18 protein-coding genes are annotated in these 21,383 nt (G+C 61.7%); 2 read left to right on the top strand and 16 right to left on the bottom strand.

Features of this window, described 5'->3' with window-relative positions; all coding sequences use genetic code 11:
- Positions 1–8: 8 nt before the first annotated feature.
- The 8 genes from GR183_RS03525 to GR183_RS03490 form a co-directional block, all read right to left on the bottom strand.
- Complete coding sequence (locus tag GR183_RS03525; protein ID WP_160774232.1) at positions 9–776, bottom strand: enoyl-CoA hydratase/isomerase family protein; 768 nt, start codon at positions 774–776, stop codon at positions 9–11.
- Positions 773–2,347 (bottom strand): acyl CoA:acetate/3-ketoacid CoA transferase, encoded by a 1,575-nt coding sequence (locus tag GR183_RS03520; RefSeq protein WP_160774231.1) that lies wholly within the window; start codon positions 2,345–2,347, stop codon positions 773–775. The genes GR183_RS03525 and GR183_RS03520 overlap by 4 nt, the downstream gene beginning before the upstream one ends.
- A gap of 2 nt (positions 2,348–2,349) precedes the next feature.
- Complete coding sequence (locus GR183_RS03515) at positions 2,350–3,351, bottom strand: Gfo/Idh/MocA family protein (RefSeq protein WP_160774230.1); 1,002 nt, start codon at positions 3,349–3,351, stop codon at positions 2,350–2,352.
- A 207-nt stretch (positions 3,352–3,558) separates the two neighbouring features.
- Positions 3,559–4,509: an ABC transporter permease gene (locus tag GR183_RS03510; RefSeq protein WP_160774229.1), complete on the bottom strand. Its 951-nt coding sequence runs from the start codon at positions 4,507–4,509 to the stop codon at positions 3,559–3,561.
- A gap of 7 nt (positions 4,510–4,516) precedes the next feature.
- On the bottom strand, positions 4,517–5,563 hold the full coding sequence (locus GR183_RS03505) for an ABC transporter permease (RefSeq protein ID WP_244313613.1): 1,047 nt from the start codon (positions 5,561–5,563) through the stop codon (positions 4,517–4,519).
- Positions 5,563–7,086, bottom strand: a complete 1,524-nt coding sequence (locus GR183_RS03500) for a sugar ABC transporter ATP-binding protein (protein WP_160774227.1) — start codon at positions 7,084–7,086, stop codon at positions 5,563–5,565. The genes GR183_RS03505 and GR183_RS03500 overlap by 1 nt, the downstream gene beginning before the upstream one ends.
- A gap of 94 nt (positions 7,087–7,180) precedes the next feature.
- Positions 7,181–8,317, bottom strand: a complete 1,137-nt coding sequence (locus GR183_RS03495; RefSeq protein ID WP_160774226.1) for a sugar ABC transporter substrate-binding protein — start codon at positions 8,315–8,317, stop codon at positions 7,181–7,183.
- Positions 8,318–8,417: 100 nt separating this feature from the next.
- Entirely contained in the window at positions 8,418–9,152 is a 735-nt protein-coding gene (locus tag GR183_RS03490; protein ID WP_160774225.1) for a FadR/GntR family transcriptional regulator, read from the bottom strand.
- Positions 9,153–9,565: 413 nt separating this feature from the next.
- Between GR183_RS03490 and GR183_RS03485 the strand changes: the two genes are divergently transcribed.
- Positions 9,566–10,282: a Crp/Fnr family transcriptional regulator gene (locus tag GR183_RS03485; RefSeq protein ID WP_160774224.1), complete on the top strand. Its 717-nt coding sequence runs from the start codon at positions 9,566–9,568 to the stop codon at positions 10,280–10,282.
- Positions 10,283–10,285: 3 nt separating this feature from the next.
- Here GR183_RS03485 and GR183_RS03480 read toward each other — a convergent pair whose 3' ends face one another.
- From GR183_RS03480 to GR183_RS03445, 8 genes are all read right to left on the bottom strand, one after another.
- On the bottom strand, positions 10,286–10,570 hold the full coding sequence (locus tag GR183_RS03480) for a nitric oxide reductase F protein (protein WP_160774223.1): 285 nt from the start codon (positions 10,568–10,570) through the stop codon (positions 10,286–10,288).
- A gap of 8 nt (positions 10,571–10,578) precedes the next feature.
- Positions 10,579–11,166 (bottom strand): cytochrome c oxidase subunit 3, encoded by a 588-nt coding sequence (locus tag GR183_RS03475; protein WP_160774222.1) that lies wholly within the window; start codon positions 11,164–11,166, stop codon positions 10,579–10,581.
- A gap of 8 nt (positions 11,167–11,174) precedes the next feature.
- On the bottom strand, positions 11,175–13,121 hold the full coding sequence (locus GR183_RS03470; RefSeq protein ID WP_160774221.1) for a nitric oxide reductase activation protein NorD: 1,947 nt from the start codon (positions 13,119–13,121) through the stop codon (positions 11,175–11,177).
- A gap of 27 nt (positions 13,122–13,148) precedes the next feature.
- Positions 13,149–13,961: a CbbQ/NirQ/NorQ/GpvN family protein gene (locus GR183_RS03465; protein WP_160774220.1), complete on the bottom strand. Its 813-nt coding sequence runs from the start codon at positions 13,959–13,961 to the stop codon at positions 13,149–13,151.
- Positions 13,962–14,040: 79 nt separating this feature from the next.
- The gene (locus GR183_RS03460; protein WP_160774219.1) at positions 14,041–15,390 is read right to left on the bottom strand and encodes a cbb3-type cytochrome c oxidase subunit I; all 1,350 of its coding nucleotides are present in this window, start codon (positions 15,388–15,390) and stop codon (positions 14,041–14,043) included.
- 15 nt (positions 15,391–15,405) lie between these two features.
- Positions 15,406–15,858 (bottom strand): c-type cytochrome, encoded by a 453-nt coding sequence (locus GR183_RS03455; protein ID WP_160774218.1) that lies wholly within the window; start codon positions 15,856–15,858, stop codon positions 15,406–15,408.
- Between the two features lie 105 nt (positions 15,859–15,963).
- Positions 15,964–17,187 carry an NnrS family protein gene (locus tag GR183_RS03450; protein ID WP_160774217.1) on the bottom strand — a complete coding sequence of 408 codons (1,224 nt, stop codon included), beginning with the start codon at positions 17,185–17,187 and terminating at the stop codon, positions 15,964–15,966.
- Positions 17,184–19,253 carry a NosR/NirI family protein gene (locus tag GR183_RS03445; RefSeq protein ID WP_160774216.1) on the bottom strand — a complete coding sequence of 690 codons (2,070 nt, stop codon included), beginning with the start codon at positions 19,251–19,253 and terminating at the stop codon, positions 17,184–17,186. Before GR183_RS03445 ends, GR183_RS03450 begins: the two co-directional genes overlap by 4 nt.
- A 195-nt stretch (positions 19,254–19,448) precedes the next feature.
- Here GR183_RS03445 and GR183_RS03440 point away from each other — a divergent pair, with 195 nt between their 5' ends.
- Positions 19,449–21,224: a nitrite reductase gene (locus GR183_RS03440; protein WP_160774215.1), complete on the top strand. Its 1,776-nt coding sequence runs from the start codon at positions 19,449–19,451 to the stop codon at positions 21,222–21,224.
- The last annotated feature ends 159 nt before the right edge of the window (positions 21,225–21,383 follow it).

The following is a 21,383-nucleotide window of genomic DNA, read 5'->3' as shown; positions in this document are numbered from 1 at the left end:
TTGACCACCTATCTGCCGGCAAATATGGGTTTGCGCTTTTCGCGGAAAGCGGCAACCCCTTCGTCGCTGTCTTCACTAGCCGAAATCGCAGCGCTTCCGAGCGCCTCGATCAGGGCCGCGCTGTCTTCCCCCGCGCCGGCGTGGATCATGTTTTTCGCGACCTCGACCGCCCTTGGCGAGAGTTTCGCCGCACCAAGGGCGATTTCGCGGGCCGCCTCACGGGCATTCTCGCTCACATCCGCGACAAACCCTAGACCCAAGGCTCTTTCCGCCGATATGCGTCGTCCGAAGAGCGCCATCTCCTTGATGACGGGTTCGGGCAACAGGCGCCGCAGCCGCTGCGTGCCGGACCAACCTGGGACGATGCCGACGTTCGCCTCCGGCAGACCCAGGGTCGCGCCCGGCGCCATCACGCGGATGTCGCAGGTCGCAGCCAGTTCCAGCCCACCGCCAAATGCATGTCCCGAGAGGGCGGCGACGGTTGGCTTCGAAAGTCTCGCCAGACGGTCGAACACGCGATGGCCGTTGCGCACCCAATGCCGGGCAAACTCCGCCGCGGAGAGCTTCGACCAAGCCTCGATATCGGCGCCTGCGCAAAACGCGCGCTCGCCTTCCGCCGTCACGATGACCGACCGTACGTCAGAGTCGCGCTCGATAGCCGCGCAGTGGCTTTCCAGCGCTTCGAGCATCGTCACCGTCAAGGCGTTGAGCTTTTCCGGATTGTCGAGCCTGATCTCCGCGACCGGCCCGGAAATCGTGAGATGCAACGCGCTCACAGCTCCAACTCCATCGCACCGGACGACAAGAGGGAATGCGGCATCCGGCGTGCGTTTTCGGCGATGCGGACCCTGCCTTGCGACGCTTCGGCGATATCGCGGACAGGATCGATGCCCGGCATGATCTCGGTCGCGACGAGACCCTCTTGCTCGAGCTTTATGACGCAGCGCTCGGTCACATAGAGAACCTCCTGACCGGTTTCGCGCGCACGCCTGCCGGAAAAGGTCACATGCTCGACCTCGTCGACCATCTTGGTGAACTTGCCGGGCTTTGCGACCCGGAGCATATCCTCCGTCAGATCGATCTCCGCACCGGCTTCGAAAAGCCCCGAGAAGACGATCTTCCTCGCATGTGCGGTGATGTCTACAAAGCCGCCGCAACCGGCTGTAAGATAAGGCTTCTTGCCCAGCTTCGAGACGTTGACGTTTCCTTCCACGTCGATTTCGAGGAAGGACAGGAAGGAGACATCGAAGCCGCCGCCCTGGAAATAGATGAACTGCTGAGGAGATGGCACATAGGCATCGGCATTGGAAGCGCAGCCGAAGGCGAAACCGGTAAGCGGCATGCCGCCCGTGGCACCCTGCTCGATCGCCCAGGTCACGGCTTGAGGATGGCCGGCTTCCAGCAAGATGCGCGGCACCATGGCCGATATTCCGAAGCCGAGGTTCGCCGTCTGACCGTCGCGCAACTCCATCGCCGCACGACGCGCGACAACCTTTTCCACGCCGTGTTCGGCGAGCGTAAAGCTCGACCAGGGCCTGAGGATTTCACCGGAAATTGCCGGATCGTAGTGCGTTTCCGTCGTCTGGCGCTGGTCGGGATCGACCACCACGAGATCGACAAGGTGGCTCGGCACACGGACGTCATGCGGGCGAAGCGAGCCCGCCGCCGTCACGCGCTTGACCTGGGCGATGACCAGCCCGCCGTGATTGCGCACGGCGATCGCCTGCTCGAGACCGCCGAGATAAGCGCCTTCATGCTCGTAAGTGAGGTTTCCACACTCATCGGCCGTAGTGGCTCGCAGGATCGCGACATTCGGCACGATGTTCGGGAAATGCAGCCAGGTCTCACCGTCAAGGTTCACGCGGGTGACGATGGGCTCCGCTTCTGCCGCCTTATTCATCGCGCAGCCCTGCCGCTTCGGATCGACGAAGGTATCCAGCCCGACTTTCGTGAAGACGCCGGGGCGCCTTGCCGCGACATCGCGGTGCATGTCGAACAGGATACCGGAGGGCACGTTGTAGGCGGCGACCCTGTCCTCAACGAGCATCCGCCAGATTTCCGGCATCGGCAGAGAGGATGGCCCGCTCGGGTAGGAACCTGCGATGATCTTCGTGAGCAGTCCGTCCTTCGCGATGTGATCGACGCCCTTGATGCCGTACATGTCGCCGGCGGCGATCGGATGCAGCGCGGTGAGGCCGCGCGGGTGTCCTTCCCGGTCGAACCGTTCGCCGATGGCCGCCAGCACCTTGTCCGGGCAGCCGAGGCCGGAGGACGACGAAACGGTTACGACGCTCCCGTCAGGGATTCTTGCCGCCGCTTCCTCTGCCGTGACGATCTTCGATGACATGATCAGATTCCACCGTAGTCGACGCGAACTGCCTTGCCCTGATCGGCCGCCTCGCGAACGGCAAGGGCAACGGCGAGCGATTTCACACCGTCCACGCCATCCGCCGCCGGGCGGCCATTGCCTGCTGCGGCCTTCGCGAATTCCCCAAGCGCGCGAACGTAGAGGTTGTGATCCTCAAACTGTATGTCCTGCATGCCATCGGGTCCGACGATCCACACATCCCCGACCGGTCGCTGCGTCATCACATCGCGTGCGAATATGGACCCCTTGGTCCCGTGAAACTCGATACCCGTACCGGCGTAAGGATGGGTGAAGCTTTCGTGCGTTTGAACCATCGCCCCCGAAGGCATCGTCCAGACGGACATCACGCTGTCCTCGACCCCCTGCCCCAACCCGGAAACGCCGGACTGCGCAACAACCTCCACCGGATCCTCACCGAGATGGAAACGGACCGTATCGGCATCATGCACGGTGATATCGGGGATCACGCCTCCGCCCGCAGCCGCATCGTTGATGCGCCAGCCGCGTAATTGCTCAGGCAAGTTCACGGCGTGGAAAACGCGCGCGCTGAGCACATCCCCGATCCGGCCGGAGGCGATCAGATCACGGATGGCAAGATGCGAGCCGGCATTGCGAAGGTGGTGGTTGGTTGCGAAGACGACGCCCTTCACATCGGCTGCGCGAACCATCTCGACGGCATCGTCAAGAGAAGTTGCAAGCGGCTTTTCACAAAGGATGTGCTTGCCGGCGGCAATCGCGGCCATCGCCTGGGGATGGTGCTTCTCGTTAGTGGTCGAAATATAGACCGCCCCGATTTCGGGATCGGAAAGGATCTCGTCAAGATCGGTCGAGCTTCGGGCAATCCCGTGCTCGCGCGCATATTCCTGGGCGCGCTGCTTGTCGGAGCTCAGAACCGAGGCAATCTCATGCCCGCTCTGGGCGCGTATGGCATCGATCACATAGCCCGATGCTATCCTGCTGGCCCCGATCAGCGCCCACTTCATGCCGTTTCTCCCCTTGAGTCGGATTGTTTTAAAATTTTTGGATCGTTCCAAATTCTCTGAATTAAGTACTGGATCGTTCCAAATGTGTCAACGGTTTTTCTGTTTCAAGATCGCGGTCCCGACAGTGCATATGGAAGGCGAGCTCCTGTCCGGAGCTGGAAATCACGCCGTACCCGAGGCATTGTGCGGGCGGCCATGCCGGGTTTGTCAGGACGTAACGCGCTGGTTTCGCCCATATACCAGCAGCATGGTAATGATGACCGACCCGTAAATGATCTGACGGCCTGCTTCCGGCATTTGCATGATCGACAGGACGGAGTTGAGCAGCACGATGAGCACGACGCCGATGAGAGTGCCGGTATATCGCCCCTTGCCGCCCAGAATGTGCGTGCCGCCAAGGACGACAGCGGCAATGGCGGGAAGCAGGAAGGCGTTGCCCATGCCCTGATAGGCCTTGGCGGAATATCCGGTCAGCAGGAAGCCTGCAGTTGCCGCACAAACACTTGAGATCACGAAGGCGCCGACTATGACCCATTTCGTGCGGATACCGGAAAGATAAGCCGCGCCCTCGCGCGAGCCCGTGGCGTAGAGCGAACGACCGAAGCCGGTTCGCGTAAGCATGAGCGCAATTATCGCGGATACGCCTGCCCACACGAAAATGGCGACCGGAATGCCGAGGACCTTGTCCTTTGCCAGAAAGAGCATCAGCGGCGTTGCCGTGTCTTGTGGCGCGAAGCCACCGGTTTGCGCCACCATCAATCCGCGCAGCACGGTATCGACGCCAAGCGTGAAAATCATGGAAGGAATGCGCAGGTAAGCGACGCCGAAGCCGTTGAGGAGCCCAACCGCGATACCGACGCCAAGGGCGGTCGGCAAGGCCATGTCGCCGCCGACGGCGGTTGCCGTCATCGCGGCCGCCGTCAACGTCCAGGGAATCGAAAGATCGATCTGGCCAAGGAGGATCACCATCATCATGCCGGCGGCGCAAATGCCGAGGAACGAACCGGTCTGCAATTGTTGAAGAAGGTAGTTTGGCGAAAGAAGCGGCGCGCTCCCGGCAGTGGAAAGCGTGTAGGCGGTGCCCGCGAGCAGGATCACCACGACAAACAGCGATGCGATGACGATGGGCCGGTTTTCAGGTGCAATGGAAATGCGCATGGGAAACCTACCTGAACAGATCGAGCTGGTTTTTCACCCTCAACGTGCGAAACGCACCGAAGGAAACGGCGACCAGAAGGACAACCCCTTCGATCAACGGCTGCAGCAGAGGGTCTATGTCGAGAATGCGGAAGTAAAAGGAGATGACGCGCAGGATCATCGCGCCGACGAGGCTGCCAATGGCGCTGCCGACACCACCAAGCAGCGACGTCCCGCCAAGCACGACGGCGGCGATGGAATTCAGCGTGTAGGCGCCTGCCTGCTGGATATCGGCATTGCCGGATGAGGTCTGGATTGCAAGGTATAGACCGCCGCAGGCGGCGAAGAAACCGCCGAGGGTGAAGGCCGCGATCTTGGCCCGGTCAATCGGCAGGCCGGACATATAGGCAGCGCCCTCCGCCGAACCGATGGCGTAGACCGTGCGCCCCGTAACGGATCGGCGGAACGGCACCCAGACCGCGACCGCGACGAATACGATGAGGATCACCGGCACCGGAATATCGGCGAAAGGCCTGAGCCACCAGGCATCCCCCCCTTCCGCAAGCCCGTATGTATCGGCGAAATCGTAGACCGAATTGGTCAGCGCCCAGCTGAGATCGTCATCCACATTGCCGCCTGGCTTGGGTCGGATCAAAAGCGCAAGGCCGATGGCTATCGCGCCGGTGGCAAGTGTCGCGATGATGGGCTGAATGCGGCCATAGACCACGATACAGCCGTTCATGAACCCGAAGGCCGTACCCGTCAGCAGCGTCAAAAACATTCCGAGCAGGATCTGCCAGGCAGGACCGTTCAAGAGCTCCGAGGCGACGCAGTTTGTCAGCGTCATGACGGCGCCGACCGAAAGGTCAAGCCCGCCAAGAAGGACGGGCAGCGTCTGCGCCATGGCGACGAAGGCTATGGCTGCTGCCTCGTTCGAATTCTGAATGGCGACCGCGGAGGAAAACCCCCGCGGGTGCAGCATGTTGTAGGTGAGATAAAGCACGGTCAGCAGCAACACCGCCGTGGCGAAGCCCACGTTCTGGTAAAGCCACCTTTGCCAGCTCGCCTTGCGCATCATGCCGCTTCGATACCTATGTTGAGCGAGGCGGCGACCAGGCTTTCCTCGGTAATGGCATCCCCCTCCTGTTCGCTGACGACCCGCCCGGCATAAAGAACCGAAACGCGGTCGCAGCAGCCGATCAGCTCCGCGTAGTCGGATGAATAAAACAGGATCGCCTTGCCCTCGTTCGCCAGTTCGCGCATCAGCCGGTAGATCTCCTGTTTGGTGCCGACATCGATGCCGCGCGTCGGATCATTAAGCAGGATGATGTCGGGATCGGTCATCAGCCATTTGGCGATAACCACCTTCTGCTGGTTCCCGCCCGATAGCGTCATGACGGGATCGGCAGACGAGCCGATCTTGATGCGCAGTCTCTCGATTTCCTCATCGACGGCCTTGCGGGCAAGTAGAGGATCGATCAGCGGCCCACGCGAAATCTTCGAAAAGGAGGCGGCCAGGAGGTTGTCGGCAATCGGCATGCCGAGCATCAGGCCCTCGGTCTTGCGATCTTCGGGAACGAGCGCGATCCGCGTGCGGCCGGATTTCGCCGCGGCAGGAGACGAGGCAAGCCTCTTGCGGCCGCCGATGAGGAACTCGCCTTCGACATCGCGAAGAACGCCGAAGAGCGCGAGCAGCAATTCCTTCTGGCCCTGGCCGTCGAGACCGCCAAGACCGACGATCTCGCCGCGCCTCAGGGAAAGATCGATCCCGTTCAGCCGGTTGCCCCATTTAAGGCCGCGCACGCTCAGCAACTCCTCACCGCGTTCTTCGACAGGCTTCGGCGCCGGTTTCGGCGGGAACTGCGCTTCTACATCGCGCCCGATCATGAGGCGCACGATTTCGCGCTCGCTCTTTTCGCCCTTGGCGAATGTTTCGATATGCTGACCGTTACGGAAAACGGAAAGCGTGTCGCAAAGCGCATCCACTTCATGCATGCGGTGCGAGATGAACAGGCTGGCGATCCCCTTCGCCTTCAGCTCGGCCAGAAGATCATAGACCGTCTGCACGTCTCGCGAAGTCAACGCCGAAGTCGCTTCGTCGAGGATCAGAACCTTGGGATCGCGCCCGATCGCCTTGGCGATCTCGACCATCTGGCGGCGGGAAAGGGAAAGTTCACGCACCAGCGCGTTCGGGTCGATATCCTCGCAGCGCACCTGCGCCAAAAGCTCCTCGGCGCGGGCGACCTGGGCGCGCCTGTCGATAAGCCCGAAGCGGCGGGGCGGCTTCGAGATGGAAATATTGTCGGCAACCGAAAGATCGGGAACGAGCGACAACTCCTGAAACATGCAGACGATGCCGGCATCGTTGGCGGCTTGAGGCGTGGGAAAGGTGACGGGCTTTCCCTCAAGCAGCATTTGCCCGGCATCTGGCTGAAGCACACCCGCCATGATTTTGATCAGGGTGGATTTGCCTGCGCCGTTTTCGCCGAGGATGGCATGGATCGAGCCCGGGCGGCAGGCGAAATCGACATCCTCCAGCGCCCTAATGCCGGCAAAGAACTTCGAAATGCCGCGGTATTCGACAATGGCGTCGCTCATGCCTGTGTTCTCACCGGAGTTGCCAGCAGGTTTTCGACTTTCGGGAAAAAGAGGCCCCGGAAAGAATACCGGGGCCACAAGGCGGGTGAAGCGGTTATTTCACGTCTTCTTCCGACTGCGCCATGATGGCGGGGCCGGAAATGTTCACGCCACAGGGCGGGAACTCGTTGACGGTGAAAAAGTTGTCCGGCAGGTCCGTCCAGAAGTTCACGCCGTCTTCGAGGGACGAATAATCCGCGACCGGAAGCGGGACCGAGATCAGTTGCGGCATGACGTTGCCTTCAAGCGCCGAGATCGCAGCCTTCATGGCGATCGCCACGAGGCCGGGCGACTGGCCGATTGAAATACCCTTCAGCCCATCTTCCGCATATTGGGCGACGAGCTTGCGGTATCCGTTTTCGGATTCGCCTGCGATCGGCACCATCGGGTGGCCGGCATCGCGCAAGGCCTGCACGACACCAGTGGTACCGCCTTGGGCGGCGACGGCATCGAACGTGCCATGAACCGCTATTGCGTCCGCCGTCACCTTCTGCGCCGTCCCGTCATCCCAGTTGCCGACGACCTGAACCACTTCCCAGTTCCCGCCGGAGCCGTCCAGCACCTCGTGAATGCCGATCGAACGGTCGCGGTCGACCGAATTGCCCGGCAGCCCGCGAACCTCGAGGATCTTGCCAGACGTCTTGCCCTGCGCCTCGAGCTCCTTCAGCAGGAACTCCGCCCAGGTACGGCCCATGGCAAGCTGATCCTCGTTCACCTGCATCACCTTGTCGGTGTCGAGCACGTTGTCGAAAGGCACCAGCACCACGTTGTTCTTGTCGGCCAGGCGTATGACGCGGTCGAAACCGTCCGGCGAGACGGCGATGGTGATGATGGCGTCGAACCCCTGGTTGATGAAATCCTCGATCGCACCGAGCTGGGCTGGCGCATCCGTGCCGGTGGAGACGACCTTGAATTCCGAGATCTTGTCCTTGACCGCGGGATCTTCGGCGTAAGCCTTTGCCGTCTTGATCATCTGGATACGCCAGGTGTTGCCGACGAAGCCGTTGACCACGGCGACCCGATATGGGGCGGGGCGGGCTTCCCACTGGAAGTATTTGGTGTCCGCCGACCATGGAGCGAAGCATTCAGGATCCGCTCCGGGGCCCGAGACGATTTCCGGACCAGCTGCCGCCATATTCACCGACAGGGCGAGCGCCAATGCCGCAGGCGACCATTTCCACACTGCTTTCATAGCATTTCCTCCCGTTTTGCGCCTTTTGCGGATTCCCTCGCCGGGCTGGCGCCGCCCGCTTCCGCGCCCTCTCTCAAGCGCGGCAAACCCCAATCATCCGTCAGGCGGATGCCTCCATCTCTTCGTTGAAATATTTGAAGCCCGTCATCAGATGGGTACGCAGGCGATACTGGAACGACAGCCGGTCACGGTTCGCCAGAGCCTCGATGACGCCTTCATGCTCGGAGAAAGTCTCCGTCTTGAATGTCCGCCGGGTCTTCCCCTTCAGCATGATCCTGAGAATGATTGGCTTCATGACTTTGTAGACGTCGAGGATCGCGGTATTGTCGAGGATCGAAATCAGCCTGACGTGAAAGGCAAAATCGACCTCCGAGGCCTCCTCCAGGTCATGGATGCCGGCAAGGTCCGCGTTTATGGCGTGAAGTTCCTCGATGTCGCGCTCACAAAGCCGGTCGAATATCCGCTCCACCGAGCCAACCTCGAGCAGATCGCGGAACGCCTGCACGTCGCTGAAGGTCTTACGCGACACCTCCATCGTAGCGAAGGAAAACAGCTCGATTGCCCGCGACATGCGGTTGTCGGTAATCGTAGCGCCAACCTTCGGGCGAACCTCCACCAGCCCGTAGGCCTTCAGGATACGCATCGCCTCGCGCACGGTGTTGCGGCTTGCATTGAACTGCGCGCAAAGCTCGCGCTCGGCCGGCAGGCTGTCGCCCACCTTGAGCCCGGCCTGCGCGATCAGCTCACGAATCTGGTGCACGACATGGTCGACAGCCGAACCGTCAGGTGAAGCAACATCCACCGTCAGCGCGCCCTTGGCCGTACTCGCCGCCATCCGCAGGTCTCCGTTGCCTTGATGCAACCTTGATCAAGCTATTTGTTGGACCAGAAACGTAAAACTGCCTCGAAGGGACTGTCAATAGATTGCCGGATAGCTTTGGCGGATTTTTCAATTAAGACTCTAAGATCGATACGTAATGCAGATGTCGAGAGGCCCCGCAAAGGAATATCATCTGCTTCAAATCCAAAGTACAACTTTTTTATTTGTCATACCAGGAAGCCATGATCGATATCGCCGAAACCGGCCACAAAACGCCAACCAGATGAAAAAGGTAGCAAGGGCTTTCCCGTACTCCTTGTCGCGCGTTTCGGCTGCTATAGTCCCGCTCCCCGCTTGCAAGCCTATTACGGCTTTGCGAAAAGGGAAATCTGACGCAACTGAAGATTGAAAACGGCATAGAGCAAGACATGGCAATCGGTTTGCGCGACGGAGACCTTGAAAGCATCCGCGGGACGGCGATCCTCGGCGGGCTTGGAGAGGATACGCTTCAGGCCCTTCTTTCCGACGGAGTGGTCAAGGCGCTCGATCGGGGCGAGACGCTCTTCATCCAGGGCGAGGCGGCGAACGCCTTCTACATCGTGCTCGACGGATGGGTGAAGGTCTACCGCGTGACGCCAGCCGGAGAGGAAGCCGTCGTCGGCGTCTTCACCAGGGGCCAGAGCTTTGCCGAGGCCGCCGCCTTCACCGGCGGCGTTTATCCGGCGGGCGGCGAAACGGTGACCGACTGCCGGGTCCTCATGATCCCCGCGAGGCACCTCTTCGCACGCATACGCGAAAGCCCGGAAATCGGCCTTGCGATGCTCGCCTCCACGTCCCAGCATCTGCACGCGCTCGTGCACCAGATCCAGCAGCTAAAAGCCCACACAGGCGCACAGCGCGTGGCGGAATTCCTGCTTTCGCTCGCACCGGTGGATGAAGGCGCATGCACCATCGCCCTTCCTTACGACAAGGCGCTGATCGCGGGACGCCTCGGCATGAAGCCTGAGAGCCTGTCACGCGCCTTCCAGCGCGTGCGCACAGTCGGTGTAAAGATCAACCAGAACATGGCGACAATCGCCGACGTGGAGAAGCTGCGCGACTTCGTGGAGCAGGAACGCGCGGAGGTGCTGCGCTCGCGGGCCTGAGCGTCAGGGCGCGGGAACAAGCGCGATAAGGCAGAAGATCATCGCGAGCAGCAGGAAGATCGCGACAGAGAACCCCGCGAGCCAGCCAGGCGCGCGGGAAAGCTCCAGATAGTTCGCCAGGATCAGCCGAGCCTTGAAAAGCGTGAAAAGCGCGATCGCGCCGAGCCCGGCAAGGCGCAGCGTTCCGCCATCCGCAAGCCAGGCGCCGAATGCACCCAGCGCCGAGAGCGCCATGAGCACCGCCCAGGTGAGGAGAAGCGGCCGTTCGCGTATCGCGCCATGCGGCATAGGAACCCTCAACTCAGATAGAAAACGGCAAAGACGAGAACCCAGACCAGATCGACCATGTGCCAGAAGGCGCAACCAGTCGTTACGTTCTCCTCGCTCGCGAAAGCAGCGACCAGCGCGAGGATCATCAACCCGAAGACGACATGGGCTGCGTGAAAGCCGGTGACAAGATAATAGAGCGTGAAGAAGGTGTTCGCCTCCAGCCCGTAACCATCGGCAAGGTGGCCCGCGTATTCGCCGACCTTTACGGTCAGGAACGCGAGGCCGAACAGGAAGGCGATACCGATGAGCCAACGCGTTGTCCGAATAGCACCCGCCCGCGCCTGCCGGACCGCGCCTGCCGCGAAAGCCCCGCTCGTCAAAAGGATCGCGGTGTTGAGCGCGCCCGAAAACGGATCGAGATGTGCTTGCGATGCTGAAAACAGTTCCGGATCGAGCGCACGGGATACCGCATAACCTGCAAGCGCCGCGCCGAAGACGGCCAACTCGCTGATGATGAGGATCCACATCATCGCATCGCCCGGCAGGGCCGAAAGCGGACCCCAGCCGGAAGATATCTCAACGGCCTCGTTGCAGGCGCCCTCGCCATCTCCCATGGCGACGCTCACTCCGTAACCAACTGCCGGTAGATCATCGGCAAAGCTTCGGCGAGCCGCTCCGGCCGGGGTACGAGCGCATAGCCATTTCGCCCGAATAGATACGGCAAGTAAGCTTGCGTTCCCGCTTCGATGGCGACGGCGAAGACTGCATGGCCCTGGCGGCGGGCCTCGAGCACCGCCTTGCGGGTATCCTCCACGCCGAAGCGGCCTTCGTAATGATCGATGTCGTTCGGCTTGCCATCGGTAATCACGAGCAGGAGCCTGCGGCTTGCGGCTCTGGTCGCCAGTTCCTCCGACACATGGCGCACCGCAGCGCCCAGGCGTGTATAGAAGCCCGGCTTCAACGCAGCGATCCTGCGTTCCACGGCTGGGCCCATCGCCTCCCCGAAGGCCTTGCATCGGTTAACGAAGACCTTGTCGCGCCGGAGCGAGGAGAAAGCGTAAATCGCGTGATCGTCTCCTGTTTGCTGCAGGCCGTGACCGAAAGCGGTCAGGGCTTCGCGCGCGACATCGATGACGGAGCGTTCTTCGACAATCGCCTCCGTGGAGCGTGAAACGTCTATAAGGGTTGCGACAGCCAGATCCCGCTCGGCATTCACCACGCGCTTGAAGATGCGGTCGCTACCCTCGCCAGACGCGCGGATATCGACAAGCGAACGCACGACCTGATCCATATCGAGCTCATCCCCATCGACCTGGCGCGGCAGGATCGCGCGTTTCGGCCTGAGCGCCTCGAAACGGCGGCGGACGGCGGCAATGCGCCGGCGCCGGGCGGGGTCGTCATCAGCGGATAAGGCGGCTTCGCTAGGATCGGCATCGCTTACCAGAATGCGACAGGCATCCTTTCGGTACTGGCCGGTACGGTAATCCCACTCGGGCACAAGCTTTTCGCCCGACAAGGCCATCCTGTCGACGTCCTTGGGCGCGAGATCGAGATCGAAGGCGAGTTTCGTTGCCGGGCGCTGATCGACATCGCCAAGGCCGAGCTCCTGCTGATCGTCGGCCGCCCTGCGCGCCGTTTCGGCATCGTCGTCCTCGACGCGACGGTTGATGTTCATGAACTGCGTCCAAGACAGGATCGTCTCGAAACGGTTGAGGATCAGGGAATCCCGTTTATTGATCTCGGAGGAATCCCGTCGCTTCGCCTTCTTGCGTATGCCGGCTTTCTGCGCGGAGGTGCCGGATGCACCATCGTCTCGTTCGCCTGCCGCTTCGGGCATAGCGGCCTTGCGCCGGTCAAGCCACAAGGGCACGGGCTCTACGGGGCAGTAGCCATCAGGCGCTGAAGGCACGGTATCGAGCGGCGCCTGCCCCCTGATTACCAAGCGGAATATCTTTGCGGTTTCGGACAGCGGCACACGATCGCCAAGCAAGGCACGGACGGCCGCCTCAAGATTGGCTTCGAGCTCGGGCCGCTTGGTGCGCCGGCGTACGGCGAGCGTTGCCGCAGCCAGCCTTTCATGGACCCGCAGGAGCCCGGGACAGGCGTCGAGCGTCCTTCCAACGGTTTCATTTGCCGAACGCAGGGCGGCAATATCGCGCCGAAGGAGGTCGCGCGGTCGGACCTCAGGCTCAACGGCAAACGCAGCCGATGCGGCGAGCCAGACAAAGAGCGCCTCATTGTCCTTACGCTCGGGAAAAAGGTCTATCGCAGGCGGCAAAGCCAGCGTTTCACCATCATAAGCCGCGCGCGCCACAGTTTCCTCGGGCGTACCGAGTTTCCTCAGCCACGAAAGGCGATGGCTGGAGACCTCGCCCGCGGCCTCCGCAATTTCCACGCCCGCTTGCCCACCGAGCGCGCGGAACAGCACGCCGATGCGCGGCTTCATCGCCTCAAGCGTGACCGCGGCTTCAGGAAAGGAAGGCCGCGCGTCGACCTTCGTTATGAACCGGTGCCAGAGGGTCCCGACGGATTCCTCCGGCTCCCAGGGTTTTATGTCGGCGAATGCCATGACCGCACCTCGTCCGGGACCGACCGATCAACCGAGCAGCGCTACGGCAAGATCGTCGAGACCGCGCTTGATCTCGGCATCATCCGTGAGCGGCTGCAGGAGGCATGCCTCGACCGCCTTCATGACGGGCATGCCGTCACGAATGAGCGAGGCGGCGTAAACCAGCAGACGCGTCGAGACGCCTTCTTCCAGATCCTGGCCTTTCAGTTCACGCAGCTTGCCGGCAAGCAGCACGAGCGGCTTCACGCGCTCAAGCGGCAAGCCGCTTTCGGCGGCGACGACCTGAGCCTCGCGGTCGGGAGACGGAAAATCGAACTCAAGCGCCAGGAAGCGCTGGCGCGTCGAGGGCTTCAGCGTCTTCATGATGTTCTGGTAGCCGGGGTTGTAGGAAACGACGAGCATGAAATCATCCGGCGCTTCCAGCGTCTCGCCCGTGCGTTCCAGCGGCAGGACCCGGCGATCGTCGGTTAGCGGATGCAGGACGACCGTCACGTCCTTGCGCGCCTCGACCACCTCGTCGAGATAAAGGATGCCACCCTGACGCACAGTGCGGGTGAGCGGACCGTCGACCCAGACCGTTTCCCCACCCTTCAAGAGATAGCGGCCGGTAAGATCCGCGGCCGTGAGATCGTCATGGCAGGCGACCGTCGTCAGCGGCAGGCCGAGTTTGGCCGCCATATGGGCGACGAAACGCGTCTTGCCGCAGCCTGTCGGCCCTTTGAGAAGAAGCGGCAGCTTGTTGCGGTAAGCGGCGTCGAAAACGGCGCATTCGTCGCCCGTCGGCAGATAGTAGGGGGCTTCGACGGCAGCGGCGGAGAGGGTTTGAACGGTGTCGAGCATGAACCGTCCTCCTTGTAATATTCTTTTGCGGATCGGGTTTGGAGCGCGGCCCCGGACAAAGCCGGGGCCGCTGTTTCGATTATTCGGCTGGAACCGTCTCGGTCTTGACGCCGGGAGTGACCACTTCCTTGCGAGGCATTAGAACCGCGTAGAGGAAGAGGAGTACGCCTAGCACCACGGCCACGCCGGAGCCAAAGCGCATCCAGAAGAAGAGCGCGAGCTGGTCCTGCACATCCATGAAGTATTCACCGTTGACCCGCTGCAGGTGCGTCTGCACCACTCCGGCAAAGGTCAGCGTGAAGGTCATGAACGCCATGCCGCCGGACATCAGCCAGAAGGCAACCATGTTGAGCACCTGATTATATGGCGCACGGTTCTTCAGATGCGGCATCGCGTAGGTAATGATCGCCAGGTTGAGGCAGACATAGGCGCCGTAGAAGGCAAGGTGCCCGTGCGCAGCGGTAACCTGCGTGCCGTGGGTGTAGTAATTGATCGGGGCGAGCGTGTGCATGAAGCCCCAGACACCGGCACCGAAGAAGGCAAGCGTCGAGCAGCCCAGCGCCCATAGGAGCGCAGCCTTGTTCGGATGCTCGCGCCGCCCCTTCCAGACCATCACGAAGGTGAAGACCACCATTGCGAAGAAGGGCGCGACTTCAAGAGCCGAGAAGATCGAGCCGATCCACTGCCAGTAGCCGGGCGTGCCGATCCAGTAATAGTGGTGGCCGGTGCCGAGCAGTCCTGTGAACAGGGCAAGCGCGACGATGGAATATAGCCATTTGTCCACCACCTCGCGGTCGACGCCCGTCAACTTCAGCATCATGAAGGCGAGGATCGACGCCATCACGAGTTCCCACACACCTTCGACCCAGATGTGGACCACATACCACCAGTAAATCTTGTCGAGCGTCAGGTTGGCGGGGTTGTAAAGCGCGAACAGGAAGAAGAGCGCGATACCCCAGAGCCCCAGGAGAAGCACGTTGGTGATCGCCGTCTTGCGACCCTTCAGCACCGTCAGCGTGATGTTGTAGAGGAAGATCAGCGCGGCAGCGACGATGCCGAGCTTCACCCAAAGCGGCTGCTCCAGGAACTCGCGCCCCTCGTGTACGCGGAAGAGATAACCCACGACCGCGCCGGACGCGCCGACCATCAGCAAGACGAGCTGTAAGATCGCCAGCTTCGGCGAATGAAGCTCCGTCTCGGATTCCTCCGGCACCAGATAGTAGGCGGCACCGAAGAAGCCGAGCAGCAACCACACGATCAACGCGTTCGTGTGGATCATGCGGGCGATGTTGAAGGGAAGGAGTTCGGAAAGGAAGTTCGGCGCCACATAGATGTAGCCGAGCACCAATCCGAAGGTGACTTGCGCGGCAAACAGCGCCATGGCGCAATAGAAATAATAGGCCGCGACCTTTTGTGACTGATATTTCATGATCTTCGCTCCGGATCAGCCCGCGTCGTTCGGCGGCCAGTTCTGGGTGTCGATTTCGCTGACCCACTTGAAGAAGTCGGCGAGCGCGTCGAGTTCCTCGTCGGTCAGGTTGAACTGCGGCATCTGGCGGCGGCCTTCGATGCCGGATGGCTGGCTCTGCATCCACAGCTTGATTGCCTCGCGCGCACCTTCGGGGTCGTCGCGTCCGCCGTATCGTACCCAGACATTGCCGAGTTCAGGCGCGAAATACGCCCCCTCACCCAGCAGCGTATGGCAGTTGATGCAGGAGTTCTCTTCCCAGATGCGCTTGCCGTGGACGACGGAATCCGTCAGCCCCTCGGCGTTGGTCGAGGTGTTGACGGCATAGAAGTGGCTATGGACCGTCAACGCCCCGAAAACGACCAGGAAGAACAAGGACCCGCCGTAAAAGATATTGCGGGCCTTTGAAGCGGTCAGTCCTTCGCTCATCGGCTTCCTCATGAGGTAAAATGTTCAGACGATTTGAACATTAGGAAGGCCTGCGCCACTTTCCCTTGACCATCGTCAAGCTCGGAAATTCGGCGAGCTTTGTCCTCAGTTGGAAGCCTTTTCATCTCCGGAAAACGCCAGAACCGGCAGGTAAACGACAAGGAAAAGCGTGAACGCGGTTAGCCACAAACCGCCGGAGACGAACATTACCGCGTAATAGTGCTCAGGCAGAAGCGTCGGCCCGCAGGCGCGCACGATCGCAGCCAGCGCGATCGCGGCGTAGGCAACCGCGATCGGCGTCGAGACCACGAGCGGGCGTCCCGTATGCCCGAGGGCGGCGCGCGTCATGATGGCGAGCGTCATTCCGCCGGCAGCCCCCACGCCAAGCAGGTGCAGCGCGCCGATCTCGCTCGGATCGCCAAAGAAATGCGAGGTCGCAAGCGCGGCATAACCTGCTACGAGCAGAAAGAAAGCAAGGTGCATCGACCAGAGAATCGGCTCCCGCCATGTCGCCTGAAAACGCCAGCCGGCGAAACGTATGCCGTTCGAGATGGCGGCGATTGCCGCCAGGCCGCCAACCACAGCGGACGGAGCATCCAGTCCGGCGGCAAGAGCCAGAAGGATCGCGCTCACAATGCCGATCCTGTCGAATACAGGGCGCAAGACCGGCAGCTTGCCGCCATAGCCCGAACGGTTGAGCGCATTGCGCGTGAAGCCCGGCACGACGCGCCCGCCGATGATGGCGATCATCGCGACGGTGGTCAGCAGACCAAGGCGAACTCCGGCCATGGCATCGCCGCCGGAAACGCCCATCCACTCGAGATGCATGAGCAGGTTGCCCGCAAACAGGAGGGACAAAAGCCCCAGGAATATGAGGTTGCGGGCTTGCGTTTTCTTCAAGAGGTTGCCGCCGACCTTGAGGCCGAGCAGCGGCACGAAGGCGAGATCGACAAGCGCGACGAACACCGGATCGAGAAAGGCGGAAAACCAGATGACGAGACGGCCTGCGATCCAGACAAAACCCGTTCCGGCGACGAACATCGCGCGAGCCGGGGGCGATCCTGTCCAGTTGGGCACGGCGGTGAGGAAGAAGCCGGCGACGACCGCGACCGTATAGCCGTAGACCATTTCATGGGCGTGCCAGAGCTGCGGCGCAACGGCTGTCCAAGGCTCCGCGAAGGACCCGCCGGCGGCGTGCACGCCGAGCCAGAAGAGCCAGGCCACCATGGCGAAGAGGGCGAATGCGCCGGCGGCCAGAAAATAAAACCGGAAGCCTGCGGTGAAGAGGGTCGGGATAGAGTGTTTTTCGGAAAAACTGTGATACGTCATGACGCTTTGTCCGTGTCATGGGGTGCGGTGGGGTTGCGGCGTCGCGCGCGCATCTTCAGCGGCACGCAGACGGTTTCGTCGTGGTAGTTCGCCTGGCAACGCAGGCAGTAGATGCATTCGTTGGGGTTGATGCGGCCGATCGGATCGATGGCCTGAACGGTGCAGGTCGTGGCGCATAGCCGGCACTCGCGCCCGCACTGCGGACGGCGCACCAGCCAGTCGAAGATCTTGAACTTCGACGGCAGCGCCAGTGCCGCGCCAAGCGGGCAAAGGTAGCGGCAGAAGGCGCGTTCCACGAAAAGCCCGACGAAGAGCAAGACCAGCGCATAAGCCACGAAGGCGGGCGGGCGCAGGAAATGCAGTGTGATCGCCGTCTTGAAGGGTTCCACTTCGGCAAGGCGGAAAGCAAGGCCGATCTCCTGCAGCGATACGCCGACGATCAGAAACAGGAACACATATTTGATCGGCCAGAGCCGGATATGAATCTCCCAGGGGATCTCGATCTGGCGCAAATTGAAACGCCGGGCAGCCTGGTTCGTCAGTTCCTGAAGCGCGCCAAAAGGGCAAAGCCAGCCGCAATAGACCCCACGCCCCCAGAAGACGAGCGTGATGGCGACGAACGCCCAAAGGGTGAAGACGAGTGGATCGAGCAGAAAGGTCTGCCAGCGGAAATCGGCCAGCAGCGAGTGAATGAAGGCGACGACCTGCACGACGGAAAGCTGCGCGCCCGCGATCCAGCCCAGCCAAACGAGCGTCACGAACAAAAAGCCGGTACGAAAGGCGCGATAGGTCTCCGCCCGGCGCACGAGCGGGCCGGAAACGTATAGCACCGCGAAAAGCACGGTGAGCATCACGGTCAGTATCGCAAGTTCGGGCGCGCGCGCTTCCCACTCAAGCCGCCAGCCTTCGCGCTCGTCCGCCAATTCCTGAACGACGACCCCGGTCGGCGCCCCCTCGGGAACAAGATCGAGACCGAAGCGGGCGCTCGATTTATCAGGTGCGGTGACGACAAGGTCGAGTCGCGCCGGCTTGTCGGGATCGAAACCGGCGGAGGCCGGAACGAAGACGACCATCGCCTCGCGAAACTTCGGCGCGCCGCCGATTGCGAGTTCCTCGAGGCGAAAATGCCGGTCGGAAGGAAGGCGGATCGTCCTGTCACCCTGGATAAGTTCAAGCCGGTCGAAGACGCCCGACTTTCTCCAACCGGTGCCCTTGACCGAATAAAGGCCGCTTGCCGCGATGAAGAGCGCCGTCTCGCTTCTGCCCCGCTCGGCATCGACACGGGCGAAGGCCTTCTGCCCGAGAAGCTTCGCGGTCGCTTCGTTATCCCGTAAGACGCCCGCATGAAGCTCGACGAACGTGTCTTTGCCCGGCTCTATCGTCGTATAACCGGGGAGTGCTTCACGGGCTTCGGTAAAATCGACCGATAGTCGCGAGACCGCGCCGCTTTCCAATAGGCCCGAGTAATTCTCGATTTCTTCCGCTGCTGCTTGTGCTCGTTCGGCTTCTTCAGAGCGGGCAGCACGCGCGACGGCCCGCCCCGTGCGCAGGATCGCATTTCGGATCGCGCCGCTCGAAACGGTCGCCCCGGACACCGCTTGGGGCAAGCTGCCGCCGCGCACAAGCGAGGCGAGCCCGGCGTCGGCGTCCGTTCCCGCAAATCCGCCGACGTATCGGGAAAGATCGCGCGTATCGATACCAAGCGTCAGAATTGGCTCGGAGTGAGAAAGCAACTCCGCACCGGATATCTTTGCGGCATCGCTCGACACGTCCACGACGACGGCGATATCGACCGGTTTGCCCGAATAGCCAAGCGAGCCTACGAGTGTGGAGCTGGATGCCGCAAACAATTCAGATGCGCCGTCGCCGGCCCCTGCTTCGATCCGGAATACATCGGACGCGCTCTCAAGCGGCGAAAGCTCAAGGCCGGCAGGATCGGCATTCAGGATCCTTGCCACAGCCTCCCGCAGAATCTGCCGATCCGCAGCAACGGCCGGCACGGTCATTGCCAGCAGAATGACCGCGATCCATGCCGAACCCTTGAGCCTGTGAACGATCGAAAGCATTGACCCCTGCTCGCGCGGAAGGAACTCCGGCCCGGACACGCTCAACGCATCGGTATCGCGGCCGCCGAAGCCGGTTTCATCATGCTTTCGTTTGTAATCCGCACTTGCGCCGCATGTGCTTGACGATCGTCAAGGGATGACGGCCCGGGGTCTGCAAGGTTGCAATCGCCTGATCCGGATGTCCGGGAGACTGAGATGAAACTCGCATCATTCCTGCGGACCACCACGTTGCTTTCCGCGATCGTGATCCCGCTTTCCGCTGCCATGGTCGCTTCGCCTGCGGGCGTTGGCGGCGCAATGGCCCAAGACGCAAAGAAACAGCACGAGACGACGCCCAGCGGACAGTACCAGCCGCAGCAGGACGTTCTCGGCGAAACGGTAATGGAACAGCCCGGCCAGAAGCCCGGCGCGCCGACGCTCACGGGTGACGAGTTCCAGGCCGCCAACAAGATCTATTTCGAACGCTGCGCCGGCTGCCACGGCGTGTTGCGCAAGGGCGCGACAGGCAAGCCGCTGACGACCGATATTACCACCGAACTCGGCTACGACTACCTGCAGTCGTTCATCAACTACGGTTCTCCCGCCGGCATGCCGAATTGGGGCACCTCCGGCGAACTGTCGGAAGACGAAATCGACCTGATGGCGCGCTACCTGCTCAACGAGCCGGCCCAGCCGCCGGAGTTCGGCCTTGCGGAGATGAAGGAAACCTGGAAGGTCCTCATTCCTGAAGACCAGCGCCCGACGAGCCAGCAGAACGACCTCAACCTCGACAACCTCTTCTCCGTGACGCTGCGCGACACGGGCGAAGTGGCTCTGATCGACGGCGATACCAAGGAGATCGTAACGCGTATACCGACCGGCTATGCCGTTCATATCTCGCGCATCTCGGCCTCCGGGCGCTATCTCTTCGTGATCGGCCGCGACGCCAAGATCAATATGATCGACCTTTGGATGGAAACGCCGGCAACGGTCGCCGAAATCAAGGTCGGATCCGAGGCGCGCTCCGTCGAAACCTCCAAGTTCGAGGGTTTCGAGGACAAATACGCCATTGCCGGCTCCTATTGGCCGCCTCAATACGTGATCATGGACGGTGCGACGCTGGAGCCGCTGAAGGTGGTTTCAACGCGCGGCATGACCTACGACACGCAGGAGTACCATCCCGAGCCGCGCGTCGCGTCCATCGTCGCCTCGCACTACAACCCCGAATTCATCGTCAACGTGAAGGAGACGGGGCACATCCTGCTTGTCGACTATTCGGACCTTGAGAACCTTAAGGTGACCGCGCTCGAGGCCGAACGCTTTCTGCATGATGGCGGCTTCGATTCCTCCAAGCGCTATTTCCTGGTCGCCGCCAACGCGCGCAACAAGGTCGCGGTGGTCGACACCAAGGAAGGCAAGCTCGTCGGCGTGATCGACACGCAAGGCACGACGCCGCATCCGGGCCGCGGCGCGAACATCATGCACCCGACCTACGGCCCGGTTTGGGCGACGAGCCACCTCGGCGACGAGGTGATCACCTTCATCGGCACCGATCCGGAAGGCCATCCCGACCAGGCCTGGAAAGTGGTGCAGACGGTCGAGGGCCAAGGCGGCGGGTCGCTCTTCATCAAGAGCCATCCGAACTCCGGGCACATATACGTCGACACCCCGCTCAACCCGGAAGCGGAAATCTCCGCCTCCGTCGCCGTCTTCAAGATCGCGGACCTTGCCAATGAAGAGCCGGAATACTCCGTGCTTCCGATCGGCGAATGGTCCGGCATCACCGAAGGCCAGCGCCGCATCGTCCAGGGCGAATTCAATGTCGCGGGCGACGAGATCTGGTTCTCGGTCTGGAACGGCAAGGAAGAGGAGAGCGCGATCGTCATCGTCGACGACAAGACGCTTGAGCTGAAGGAAGTGATCAAGGATCCGAACCTGATCACGCCGACCGGCAAGTTCAACGTCTACAACACGCGAAACGACGTCTACTGACGCAACATCGGTTGGCGGACGCGGCAGGCCCTCGCCGCCGCGCCGGTCCTCTTGCGAAGGTCCGCCCCGCTCGCCCGGCGGGGTTTTTTTCTTTGGGCGGCCCTCCCGCAAAATCATCCACAAAACGCCCCCTGCCCGCCCCTCTTGGCAAAGGGCAAA

The organism is Stappia sediminis (assembly GCF_009826895.1).
Taxonomy (GTDB): Bacteria; Pseudomonadota; Alphaproteobacteria; order Rhizobiales; family Stappiaceae; genus Hongsoonwoonella; species Hongsoonwoonella sediminis.
The sequence above is the reverse complement of the archived record's forward strand: the minus strand, read 5'-3'. Positions and strand labels throughout refer to the sequence as shown.